Origin of the sequence: Streptomyces sp. NRRL F-5755 (assembly GCF_001279365.1) — a bacterium.
Classification (GTDB): domain Bacteria; phylum Actinomycetota; class Actinomycetes; order Streptomycetales; family Streptomycetaceae; genus Streptomyces; species Streptomyces rimosus.
The window spans coordinates 1-11,111 of the sequence record NZ_LGCW01000303.1 but is presented as its reverse complement, the minus strand read 5'-3'; the positions used below and the strand labels follow the sequence as shown (position 1 = coordinate 11,111).

The 11,111-nt window shown below is 69.9% G+C and carries 11 protein-coding genes and 1 pseudogene; 8 read left to right on the top strand and 4 right to left on the bottom strand.

Features of this window, described 5'->3' with window-relative positions; genetic code table 11:
* Positions 1 to 578 precede the first annotated feature (578 nt).
* Entirely contained in the window at positions 579 to 1,307 is a 729-nt protein-coding gene (locus tag ADK86_RS34110) for a hypothetical protein (RefSeq protein ID WP_053700097.1), read from the top strand.
* Positions 1,308 to 1,423: 116 nt separating this feature from the next.
* On the opposite strand, the pseudogene ADK86_RS34105 reads toward ADK86_RS34110, so the two are convergent.
* The 3 genes and pseudogenes from ADK86_RS34105 to ADK86_RS34095 all read right to left on the bottom strand — a co-directional run.
* Positions 1,424 to 2,185 (bottom strand): annotated as a pseudogene (locus tag ADK86_RS34105) (IS30 family transposase); the annotation flags it as partial.
* A 72-nt stretch (positions 2,186 to 2,257) separates the two neighbouring features.
* Positions 2,258 to 2,842, bottom strand: a complete 585-nt coding sequence (locus tag ADK86_RS34100; RefSeq protein ID WP_053700096.1) for a Uma2 family endonuclease — start codon at positions 2,840 to 2,842, stop codon at positions 2,258 to 2,260.
* Positions 2,843 to 2,963: 121 nt separating this feature from the next.
* Positions 2,964 to 3,473, bottom strand: a complete 510-nt coding sequence (locus ADK86_RS34095) for a hypothetical protein (RefSeq protein WP_053700095.1) — start codon at positions 3,471 to 3,473, stop codon at positions 2,964 to 2,966.
* Positions 3,474 to 3,602: 129 nt separating this feature from the next.
* On the opposite strand from ADK86_RS34095, the gene ADK86_RS34090 reads away from it, so the two are divergent.
* A complete protein-coding gene (locus ADK86_RS34090; RefSeq protein ID WP_053700094.1) occupies positions 3,603 to 4,571 on the top strand; it encodes an alpha/beta fold hydrolase in 969 nt (322 codons plus the stop codon).
* Here ADK86_RS34090 and ADK86_RS34085 read toward each other — a convergent pair.
* Positions 4,559 to 5,338, bottom strand: coding sequence for a PIG-L deacetylase family protein (locus ADK86_RS34085; protein WP_053700093.1), 780 nt, complete (start codon positions 5,336 to 5,338; stop codon positions 4,559 to 4,561). The two genes, ADK86_RS34090 and ADK86_RS34085, sit on opposite strands and share 13 nt — an antisense overlap.
* A gap of 270 nt (positions 5,339 to 5,608) precedes the next feature.
* On the opposite strand from ADK86_RS34085, the gene ADK86_RS34080 reads away from it, so the two are divergent.
* The 6 genes from ADK86_RS34080 to ADK86_RS34055 all read left to right on the top strand — a co-directional run.
* Positions 5,609 to 6,361 (top strand): GntR family transcriptional regulator, encoded by a 753-nt coding sequence (locus ADK86_RS34080; protein ID WP_003982324.1) that lies wholly within the window; start codon positions 5,609 to 5,611, stop codon positions 6,359 to 6,361.
* A gap of 358 nt (positions 6,362 to 6,719) precedes the next feature.
* Entirely contained in the window at positions 6,720 to 8,408 is a 1,689-nt protein-coding gene (locus ADK86_RS34075) for an APC family permease (protein WP_053700092.1), read from the top strand.
* Between the two features lie 321 nt (positions 8,409 to 8,729).
* Complete coding sequence (locus ADK86_RS34070) at positions 8,730 to 8,909, top strand: SPOR domain-containing protein (RefSeq protein WP_003982322.1); 180 nt, start codon at positions 8,730 to 8,732, stop codon at positions 8,907 to 8,909.
* Positions 8,910 to 8,948: 39 nt separating this feature from the next.
* Positions 8,949 to 9,365 (top strand): (deoxy)nucleoside triphosphate pyrophosphohydrolase, encoded by a 417-nt coding sequence (locus ADK86_RS34065; protein WP_199834526.1) that lies wholly within the window; start codon positions 8,949 to 8,951, stop codon positions 9,363 to 9,365.
* Positions 9,366 to 9,686: 321 nt separating this feature from the next.
* Positions 9,687 to 10,145, top strand: coding sequence for an ATP-binding protein (locus ADK86_RS34060; protein WP_053700112.1), 459 nt, complete (start codon positions 9,687 to 9,689; stop codon positions 10,143 to 10,145).
* A 71-nt stretch (positions 10,146 to 10,216) separates the two neighbouring features.
* Positions 10,217 to 11,111, top strand: an 895-nt coding sequence (locus ADK86_RS34055) for a PAS domain-containing protein (RefSeq protein WP_159394023.1), incomplete at its 3' end; no start/stop codon positions are given.

Sequence of the window (11,111 nt, the reverse complement as noted above, 5' to 3'; positions counted from 1 at the left end):
AGTACGTTATGGCCCTCCGGCGTTCCCGTGCGGCCGCTGCCGGCTGTTCCTTCAGGACGGCGATCCCGAAGGTTCCCTTCGCCGGAACGGTCTCTACGATGCATCGGGCCGGTTACGGAGCAGTCGCGACAGCCACAACGGCGGACACCTCTCGGCCAACCCCGCCACCTCCCCTGGTGCAGCGCCGACGGCAAATCCCGGTACGTCGTCTCCGACTCCGGCGGTGACCTGGCCTCGCGGTTGACCAGCCAGCAAATGGCCCTGCAACTGGCCATGGTCGCTCGCCCGCCTGTTGAGGAACCCTGAGGTGATGCTCGCGGACCATACGGCAGGTGCGGGCGAGCTCCACCAGCTGGACAGATGCCTAGCCGTGAGGCTGGCCAACTCCGTACCGCGGAGAGCTCCAGAATCCTGCCGTAAGGGAGTGAAGGGCCGAGTCCGGAGCCGAATCGATCGGATTGAGCCACAAATCGACCGTGATTCGCGCAGCCCTTGACCGACCTCTGTACGGTACAGGGAACATCAGGAGTCCACGTCCCGATGTTCCCCGTCCTTCCACGCGCCGCACAGAGGTATGCATGGCCATCGCACACCCCCAGACCCGCCAGTTCGAGTCGTTCGTCACGAACCTGTCGTACGCACGCCAGATGGTGCGAGCCGGGCAGGCGCTGGAGGTGCTCAGCCCCAAGGGCATCGACACCGGAGATTTCTACCGGGCCGCCTGGGTGCAGTCCATTGCCGCTCTCGAACACTGGGTGCAGGAAGAGGTGCTGCGCCGGGTCGCTGAGGAAGCTGCCAAGGACGACCCGGACATGCCGCGGAAGCTCCGTGACTACCCGTTGCCGCTGCACTGCGTGGAGAGGGTGCAGCAGGGCGAAACGACCACGGCCGAGGTGGTCGCGGAGCGGGTGCGCCAGGACATCGCCCGCCAGACTTTGCAGAACCCGGACGCCATCGCAAAGGTGATGTCGCTCGTCACCGACGTCAAAGTGTGGCGGGAGGCGGCGAAGTGGGTAAACCGGTGGAGCCAGTACCGCACTTCATACGACGAGAAACGGCTGCGCGGCCAGTACGTCCTGTTGCTCCGCCGCCGCAACCAGATCGCACACGACGCGGACCTGATCGACGGCGACCTCAAGCAACGCCGCCAGATTGGCGAGGCTGATGTCACGGACGCCCTCAACTGGATCGAACGGATTGCGCTCGCGCTCGCGTATGCGCTGGAGGGAGACGCGTCCAAGACCTCAGGGCATCCGGCTCCGGCCAAGACTTCGGAAGTGGATGGAGATCAGTTGCACATAGACTGAGTGATTGTCGCCGGGCCCTGTGCACCCGTCACCGACTGGCTCATGCTCATCGAAGCTGCACCATCGCCGCGAAGCAGGTGGCAGTTGGGGCGAGAGTAGATGGTGATGCTCGACCCGTGACCGGGCACGGCCCGGTCCTCGGTCTCGGCGGGGCGTTCGCTGATCATGACCCTCGGTGTCGTGAAGCGGGGCTGGCGACAGTTGGCCTGCCGCTGCGGCCTGCGCCGGGCACGGCCGGAACGCAGGGCACCGGCGAGCTCACGCCGCAGCCGGCCCCTGCCCTGGACGTAGAGCGCCTGGTAGACGGCCTCGTGGACCACGTGCATCTCCGGCCGGTCAGGGAATCGTGTCCGCAGAGCGTGGCATATCTGCTCCGGGCTCCACTTTTCGTCCAGCATCGTCTGGACGGTGGCCCGCAGCTCGGGATTCCTCAGGATCTTGCGGGGCTTGGGGCGGGGCCGGCGGGCATCGGCGCGGGCCTGGGCGGCATGCGGGCGGCAGGCCCCGCTTCCGGGGTGACGGTTGCGGCGGATCTCACGGCTGACCGTGGACGGGCTGCGGCCCGGCTCCGCGGCGATCGCCCGCACCGTGGCCTTCTCCCGCAACCGGTCGGCGATGTGAATCCGCTCGTCCTCACGCAGGAATCGGGGCGGGCCGGAAGGCGGCACCACCAGGTGAATCGGTGGTGCCGCCTTCTGCCGCCGGCCGGCACTGCGGCCGTTGCGCCACTTCCGGCCGGTCTGCGCATCGACGCCGACGATTCGGCACGCCTCGGTGTTGCTGTATCCCTGCTGCACGAGCCGGGAGTATGCCTCCCGCTCCCGTGACAGCTTCCTGGGGCCCTGCGGCGTCCGGTCCCCTCGGATCTTGAAGTCCATCGCACCCCTTGAGCTGGGGTGTTGCGACGACTCCTAGAACCCAAGTTCGGGACCGGCCCTTAGGCGTGCTCTTCAGTCCCGGCGCCGAGCCGGTACGAGACCGTCCAGGTCGAGGCTGATTGCGAAGGGTACGGGGCGCCGGAGTGAGCCTCGGAAGATGCCGGCGGGTGCGTAGGCGCGGGTGGGACGGTCGAGCTCGTAGGCGTGGACGACGGGCGAACCGTCTTCGTCCTCGATGCACCAGTAGTGCGGGATGCCGGCCTCGGCGTATTTGCGGAGCTTGATGGTGCGGTCCCGGTGGGCGGACTCGGGGGACACGACCTCGACGACGAGACGCACTTCGTCCGGGGCGAACCAGGTGCGGTCGCTGTCGAAAGCGGCCGTGGTCGCCAGCAGGTCCGGCTCGGGCCGGTTGCGTTGGTCGAGCTTGATGGTCATCTCGCGACCGACATGTATGCCGTCAGGCGCTTGGTCCATGAGGGTGACTGTGAGCATGGTGACGAGACGGCTGTGCCAGGACCGCCGGGGCGGCGGCCTGAAAACGAGTGCTCCGTCGATGAGCTCGGTGCGACGTGGTGTCTCGGGCAGGTGGTCCAGGTCGTCCGCGAACCAGCCTTCGGCGTGCGGTGGGGGCATCCAGCCGGGCAGTCCGGTCATGGCCCGACCGCAGTGGCTAGGCAAGACCCAGGCCACGAGGTCCTTACCGGGCGACAGCCCCTTTATCGAGGTACGTGGATCAGGGCCGTCATGGTGCTGGTTCCGTGTCGGTCGCGGTTTCTCATGAGCTCGTTGCAAGCGAGTGGCGACGGTGCTCGGGCTCCGGTTCGGTGAAGGCCAGGCCGTTCTCGTCGAGGGCGTTGTAGACGGTTATGCGGCCCGACGGGAAGAGGAAACCGACGGCGACCATTCCCTGGGCCATGTCGCGGCCTTGCCAGGCCAGGAGCTCGATGTCCTGGAGCGGCTGTCCTTGGAGGCCGGCCGTCTGCGGTGTTGCGTCGTGGCGCCACTGGGTGGGGAAAACCGGCCACTGCAGAGGAACTCGGGGGTCCACGGAGTTCCAGGTGATCGACAGGTCGTGGAACTTGTAGTGGTTGATCTCGACCTGCTCGCCGTCGAAGTCGAGAAGTACGGGGCAGTCGCTGAACCACTCGTCGTGCTGGGTGTCCCAGACGAGCCACAGCCGCGTCAGCGGGCGGCCGATGAGCGTCCGCAGGCGTTGTGCGTGCGTTGCGCGGGTGTCGGCGATGCCGTTCAGCCAGCGTGGGCTGTAGTTCTCGATGCCGAACATCTGCGTGTCGTTCCACTGGGTGAGGGCGCTTCGCCGCGTGGCGTAAGTCCATTATGGGTCTCGCAGGCGAAGGAAATCTACGTCCCTGCGGATGATCTTGGGGTGAATTCGGCGGCCTAGCGTGGGCGCATGACTGCTGCGCATGACATTGAGGACATTCGGGTTGTCGCGCCGGATGGTGTGGAGATCGCCGTACGCGATCACGGCGGGGCCGGGATGCCCCTGCTGCTTCTGCACGGGGCCGGGCGGAACCTGGTGGACTGGGAGCTCGTGGCGCCGTTGCTGGCCGCGGGGCATCGGGTGGTGGCGATGGACCTGCGGGGGCATGGGAAGTCCGGGGGCGGGGACGGGCCTTGGACGTTCGAGGGAGCGGTTGCGGATGTGGCGGCCGTGCTGGAGGGCTGTGGAATTCCGGATGCCGTAGTGGTGGGGCATTCGTTGGGTGGGATGGTCGCGGCCCGGTGTTTGGAAGAGCTGGACCGTACGCCCGGCGCGGTGAATCTGGACGGGCATGGGATGGGGCGGCCCGAGCAGTACGTGGGATTGGACCGGGGTTACGTGGAACAGCGGTTGGCGGAAGCCCGGGCATTCGCCGACGCGGCCATGGGGCGGCCGTTGCCGGAAGGCGGTCTGGACGGCGTACTGGCCTATAACGCCGCCATGGCAGAGAAGTTGGGGATTTCGCGGGAGCTGCTGGAGGCGGGGGTGCGGAGGGGAGCGGCACGGAATGCGGAGGGGGAGGTCTATCTGCGGCCCGAGCGGGTGGCGGGGCTCGGAATGCAGGAGGCGATGGCGGGGATTGATTTGTTCGGGCTCTATCGGCGGGTGCGGCGGCCGTTGCTGATCGCTCGGGCGCTGCGGCCGAATCCTTCTACGCCCGGTATGCCATGGGTGGATGAATTGATGGCGGCGTATGTGAAGGGATTGCACGCGGAGTTGGACGAGCTGGCGCGGAGCGAGGCATGGGTCGAGGTGGCGGGGGTGGACGCGACGCATGCCATGGTGCTGGAGCGGCCGCGGGAGGTCGCTGATTTGGTGGCCGATTTCGTCCGGCGCGTGGGAGCAGGGGAGCGGGGAGCCCCGCCTCAGCGGGGGTAGAGCTGGAAGAGGGTGGCGGGGGTGCCGCGGTACTGGTCGCCTGCCGCGCGCAGCATGGGCTCCAGGAAGCCGCGGGCGTAGGCGGCCGGGTCCTGGCCGGCGCCTTCCAGGCCGGTGATGTACGCGCGGTGCTCGGCCAGGGAGGCGACGGCCCGCTCGATCCCGGGGCCGACCTCCTTCGCGTGGGTGGGGTACGGGGATCCGGCCACCGCCACCCACCGGACCCCGTCCCAGGGGTCGAGTCCCTGCTCGGCGATCAGGTCGGGGAAGATCCAGCGGTTGCCCGCGTCGCCCGCGGCGTCCAGGGCGGCGCGGCCCACCACCCGGTGGTCGGGCGTGTTCCAGGCCACCCCGCCCCAGGTGTCGTGGTGGTTGAGGGTGATCAGCAGTTCCGGGCGGTGCCGGCGGACGGCGGCCGACAGGTCGCGCCGCAGCGGCAGTCCGGCCTCGATGACGCCGTCCTGGTGCCCGTCCAGGAACTCCACCGTCCGTACGCCGACCACGGCGGCGCTCGCCCGCTGCTCCGCCTCGCGGACCGCGGCGCACTCCTGGGGGCCGAGCCCGTCGATCCCCGCCTCACCGCGCGTGACCAGGAGGTAGGTGACCTCGCGGCCGGCCGCCGTCCACTCGGCCACGGCGGCGGCCGCGCCGTATTCGAGGTCGTCGGGGTGGGCGACGACGGCGAGGGCGCGCTGCCAGTCCTCCGGCACGGGGGAGAGGGGAGGGGCGGCGGGCCGTCCGGTGCCGGTGTGGGGGGCGTCGGGCACGGTGGGCTCCTTCCCGTACCGCTCGGGCGCCGGTCGGCGCGCGGGGCGTGTCGTACCGACTGTCGCACGACGTGTCGTACCGACTTTCGCACGAAACGTACGGCCGCGCCGGACCGCCGGGAACACGCGTCGTGAGGCGGCCAAGTTCCATGATCGGCACCTCGGTTGAGCTGGGCTTCATCACTTCGAGTGAATTACTGGCCCAGGCTTGCGGTCAACAACGCGCGGTTGCCACGCTGTTGCTGACTGTCAAGCTGTTGGGAGGGGCATGTGCCTTTCGGTGAGCAGCCCGCGTACCTCCGCGTCGCCGGCGACCTGCGCCAGAAGATCGTCGAAGGTGTGCTGCCCCCGCACACCCGCCTCCCCTCCCAGGCGCGCATCCGCGAGGAGTACGGCGTCTCCGACACCGTCGCCCTGGAGGCCCGCAAGGTCCTGATGGCCGAGGGCCTGGTCGAGGGCCGCTCCGGCTCCGGGACGTACGTACGGGAGCAGCCCGTCCCGCGCCGTATCGCCCGCGCGGGCTACCGCACCGGCGTCGGCGCCACGCCCTTCCGGCAGGAGCAGGCCGACGAGCGGGTGAAGGGCACCTGGGAGTCCAGCAGCGAGCGGGAGGAGGCCGGCCCGGCCGTCGCGTCCCGGCTGCGCATCCAGGTGGGCGACCGGGTGATGCGCACGCGCTATCTCTTCCGCGCGGAGGGTGAGCCGTCCATGCTCTCGACCTCCTGGGAGCCGCTGGACCTGACGGGGCGCACCCCGGTGATGCTGCCCGAGGAGGGGCCGCTGGCCGGGCGCGGCGTGGTCGAGCGGATGGCGGCCATCGACGTGATCGTGGACAACGTCGTCGAGGAGGTCGGAGCGCGCCCCGGCCTGGCCGAGGAGGCCATGGCGCTGGGCGGGGTGCCGGGCCACGCGGTGCTGGTCATCTCGCGTACGTATTTCGCGGGCGGCCGCCCGGTGGAGACCGCCGACGTCGTCACGCTCGCCGACCGCCATCGGGTCGCGTACCACTTGCCGGTGCATTAGCCGGCGCGTCAGGGGCCGGGGCATGCCGGAGCGCCCGGCGGGGTGCCGATGGGCGTCCCTCCCGCCGCATTCAGCGCCTCCTTCCCACCCCATCAATGGCCGAAACCCGTTCCCTCATACCAATTTCGGCGATGCCAAACGCAAGATCGCACGTTGCGTACTGACGCGTAACCCGCAAGTAGTCACCCCCTAAAAGCTGGTATGTCTGGATTTGCCCAGGCAATTGTGGTGTTGGAAACCTCACACACCTTCAGCCAGACCCGAGTTTTGACCCCGCTTGGGAATCCGATCTTCCAATTCGCTCTTACGATGGCGAAGTTTGTGCACGGCACGGGGGAAGATCAGGAGACCAAGCACGTTGAGCACGACGCAGACCCAGAGCGCGGAGCAGGGCTCCCACTCGAATTACCGACGGTCCCTCGGGACCATTGCCCTGACCGCCACGGGTCTTGGGTCGATCATCGGTTCCGGCTGGCTCTTCGGGGCCGAGCGGGCCGCTTCCATCGCCGGTCCCGCCGCCATCCTCGCCTGGGTCATCGGCGCGGCCGTCGCGCTCACGATCGCCCTCACCTACACCGAGCTGGGCTCGATGTTCCCGAAGGCGGGCGGCATGGTCCGCTACGGCCAGTACTCGCACGGCTCGCTGGCCGGCTACCTCGCGGCCTGGGCCAACTGGATCGCGATCGTCTCCGTCATACCCGGGGAGGCGACCGCCTCCGTCCAGTACATGAGCTCCTGGGACTTCGGGTGGACCAAGGCGCTCTACGACGGCAAGGAGCTGACCGGCACCGGTGTCGCGCTGGCCAGCGTCCTGCTGATCTTCTACTTCTTCCTCAACTGGTTCGCGATCTCGCTCTTCGCGAAGACCAACACCGCGATCACGATCTTCAAGGTCGTGGTGCCGGTGCTGACCGCCGGCGCGCTGATGCTGGCGCACTTCGACACCGCCAACATCAAGGAGCACGGCGGCTTCACGCCGAACGGCTGGAGCGCGGTCTTCTCGGCCGTCGCCCTGTCCGGCATCGTCTGGGCCTACAACGGCTTCCAGTCGCCGCTGAACATGGCGGGTGAGGCGCGCAACCCGGGCAAGTCGCTGCCCAAGGCCGTCGTCTACTCGATCATCATCGCGCTCGTCATCTACGTGGCGCTCCAGGTCGCCTTCCTGATGGCCGTCCCCGGCGGCAAGCTGGAGTCCGTCGGCGGCTGGGCGCACCTCGGCTACAACTCGCCGCTCGCCGACCTCGCCGTCGCCTGGGGCCTGAACTGGCTGGCGCTGCTGCTGTACGCGGACGCCTTCGTCTCCCCGTCCGGTACCGGCATGATCTACGCCGCGACCACCTCGCGGATGATCCACGGCGTGCAGGAGAACGGCCACCTGCCGAAGATCTTCGGCCGGGTCGACAAGAAGACCGGGGTGCCGCGTCCGGCGCTGATCCTCAACCTGTTCATCGCCTTCCTCTTCCTCGCGGTCTTCCGCGGCTGGGGCTCGCTCGCCGAGATCGTCTCGGTGGCCACCGTCATCTCGTACATCACCGGCCCGGTCGCGGTGATGTCGCTGCGCCGGCTCGCGCCCGACCTCAAGCGGCCGGTGAAGCTGAAGATCATGCCGGTCGTCGCGCCCATCGCGATGGTCTTCGGCTCGCTCGTCCTGTACTGGGGCCGCTGGCCGCTCACCGGCAAGGTCATCCTGATCATGGCGGTCGGTCTGCCGGTCTGGGCCTGGTACGAGCTGCGCAAGCCGTGGGCCGAGCTGAAGCCGCACCTGAAGGCGGGCGCCTGGATGGTGGCGTACCTGCTGGTCATGGCGTGCGTCTCGTACATGGGTGGCGAGGAGTTCGGCGGCAAGGGCTACCTGCCGGCGGGCTGGGACATCCTCGTGGTCGCGGTGATCGGCCTGCTCTTCTACGTCTGGGGCGTCCGCAGCTCCTGGCGCAACCCGTCGCTGGTCCAGGCCGAGGCGGAGTCGCTGGCGGAGGCCGAGGCGGCCGGAAAGCCGGCAGCGGACGGTGCGAAGTCCGACGCCAAGTGCGAGGCGGGGACCGCCTGACAGGGCCGCTCGGAGGGCTGCGCGGCGTAACCGCCGGACCGCCCCCGCGACCCTTGTGAAGCGCAGTCGACGGGCGTCGTCGGTGGCAGGAGCCGCCGGCGGCGCCCGTTCGCGTACGAGGGCAACAGCGTCCCCGCACCGGCCGGGAGTGGCCGGAGGGGGCGCACGCGCTGTCCGGTGGCCGGTTCGGTACCTCTTTGTGCAAAGCCGTATCCGGTGCGTAAAGGTCGGGCGTAGGCTCGGGCATATGCGGTATGCGGTTTCGGCATCAGATCTGAAGGGGCGCGCGACGGCGCGCCGGACGGCGGACGGAGGGGCGCGATGACCGACAGTGGCGCGGTGCTGCCCTGGCTCGTCATTCGTCAGGACGAGGGCGGCAACCGCTATCGCGTCGGCCGCTACGCCACCCGCGCGGAAGCGGAGCAGGTGGCCGACCGGCTCGACACCCGCAGTCACGGGCGGCTCTACGTCGTGGAGCGGGTGAACCACGCCACCACCTGACGTGCGGGGGCGGCATCAGGGGGACGTAGGCTGCCGCGCATGACGGACGTGCGTGTGGTGGTGGGCGCGGCGGTGCTCGACGGAGGCAGGCTGCTGGCCGCGCGGCGCAGTGCCCCGGCCGCGCTGGCCGGCCGCTGGGAGCTGCCCGGCGGCAAGGTGGAGCCCGGCGAGACGCCCGAGGAGGCGCTGACGCGCGAACTCCGCGAGGAGCTGGGGATCGAGGCGGAACCGGTGGAGCGGATTCCGGGGGAGTGGGCGCTGCGCCCCGGGCTCGTCCTGCGGGTGTGGACGGCCCGGCTGGTGTCCGGCGAACCCCGGCCCCTCCAGGACCACGACGCGCTGCGCTGGCTGGCGCCGGAACAGGAGCACGAGGTCGACTGGCTCGACCAGGACCGCCCGGCGGTCGCCGAGGCGATGCGACGCCTGAGCGGGAACGCGTACGCGGCAGGGAGCTGAGAGCGCCCCGTGCCGCCAGGTGCGCCGCCCCGCCCCCGGTCACCCCCGATCTCGCCCTTCCCCCATACGGGCCGATCATCGGACCGACGCGGGTCCCTCGTACGGGGCTGCCGCGGGGTCTGGGGCGGGCCTGCCGCCGTGGGTGGCGCCCTGGATTGCCCCGCCCCGTACGAGGCGTACGGGGCGAGCCCTCGTCTGCCTCAGTACGCCGTTTGTGCCACAGTGCGCTGTTGAGGGCGATATTGCGACCCTGATATCGGGTATGTGCTGTTTACCCCCTCATCACGGACAATCCGGAGGGTGTTCGCACCGGGCTGGGAAGTGATCGGCGTGAGCGACAGCGCAGCGGCAGGGGCCCCCGAGTCCGCGTCCTACGCGCCCCGGCGCGGTGTGATCTCCGGGTCCCCCATCGCGGAATGGAGCTTCCCGGCCGAACCCGGCTCCGTGCGCACCGCCCGCGCCGTGGTCCGCGGGACACTCCGGGACTGGGGGCTGGACTCCGCGGCGGACCTGACCGTTCTGCTCGTCAGCGAGCTGGTGACCAACTCCCTGCGCTACGCCAGCGGGCCCATCGGGGTGCGTATGGTCCTCAAGAGCGGGGGCGATCTCCTCGTCGAGGTGTCCGACCCGGTGCCCGACCCGCCGCAGGAGCGCGCCGCGGCCCCCGAGGACGAGGGGGGCCGGGGACTGCAACTGGTGGCGTGCACCTCGCGGCGCTGGGGCACCCGGCACGGCAGGACGGGTAAAACAGTGTGGTTCGAGCTGTCTGTGGCGGGTTAGGAGTCTGGTGGCGGCCTGATCGTTGCCGTTTCATTGACATTCTGTGGACGGCCTGCGATCGAGACTGTGCTGTGATCGTGAAGACCGTGTTCCGGATGGCCGCGGTGCTGGATACTCGGCTCGTCCGGTCCGGGCACGATGAGCTGGAGGGGACGGGGCTCGTGAGCGAGAAGTCATCTGGCGGGGCAGGACCCGCGCAGCCGGCCGGGCCGGGCGGTACGGACGGCCCGGCGCGGCCGGCGGGGCCCGAGGGCCCGGAAGGCCCGCCGATATGGCAGAGCAGCCCGCCCGGCTCCATCTACGACTACATCCGCGTCGCCTCCTTCTCGCTCGGCCCCGACGGCCGCATCGACCGGTGGAGCGAGCGCGCCGCCGAGATGCTCGGCATCTCCGCCCGGTACGCCGTCGGCAAGGACCCGGTGTCCGCGTTCGTCCCCCATGAGCTGCACGAACAGGCCCGCCGTACGGTGTCGCAGATCCTCGACGGCCGGGAGTGGACCGGCCTGGTCCCCTACCGCACGCGCGAGACGGACGAGGAGACGGGGGAGCCGGGGCGGCAGCGGCTGGCCGAGATCTATGTGATGCCGTCCGAGACCGCGGACGGTGAGCGCGCCGCGGTCTGTCTGGTTGTCGACGTCCGTGCGCTGCGCGGCATCGAGACGGATATAGCCGCCTCTCAGGCCGTTTTCGGCCAATCTCCCATGGGGTTCGTGCTCTTCGACACGGATCTGCGGATCCGGCGCGTCAACGAGCGCTTCGCGACCGTCTTCGGCGGCCCCCCGGCCAAGTACCGCGGCGGCGGACCGCACGACTTCCTGCCGCGTGCCGAGGCGGACCGGCTCCGGGCGGCGCTGCGCCGGGTGCTGGAGACGGGCGAGCCGGTCGCGGAGATGCAGCTGGTCGGTACGGTCCCGCCGGCCGCGACCGCCCCCTCCCCGCCCGGCCCCACGCCCCCCGGCCCCACGC

What these genes read in the sequence shown, in the direction of transcription:
- ADK86_RS34110 (WP_053700097.1), top strand. Translation starts at nt 579, where the DNA reads ATGGCCATCGCACACCCCCAGACCCGCCAGTTCGAGTCGTTCGTCACG.
- ADK86_RS34100 (WP_053700096.1), bottom strand. Translation starts at nt 2,842, where the DNA reads ATGACCGGACTGCCCGGCTGGATGCCCCCACCGCACGCCGAAGGCTGG.
- ADK86_RS34095 (WP_053700095.1), bottom strand. Translation starts at nt 3,473, where the DNA reads ATGTTCGGCATCGAGAACTACAGCCCACGCTGGCTGAACGGCATCGCC.
- ADK86_RS34090 (WP_053700094.1), top strand. Translation starts at nt 3,603, where the DNA reads ATGACTGCTGCGCATGACATTGAGGACATTCGGGTTGTCGCGCCGGAT.
- ADK86_RS34070 (WP_003982322.1), top strand. Translation starts at nt 8,730, where the DNA reads ATGACCGACAGTGGCGCGGTGCTGCCCTGGCTCGTCATTCGTCAGGAC.
- ADK86_RS34065 (WP_199834526.1), top strand. Translation starts at nt 8,949, where the DNA reads ATGACGGACGTGCGTGTGGTGGTGGGCGCGGCGGTGCTCGACGGAGGC.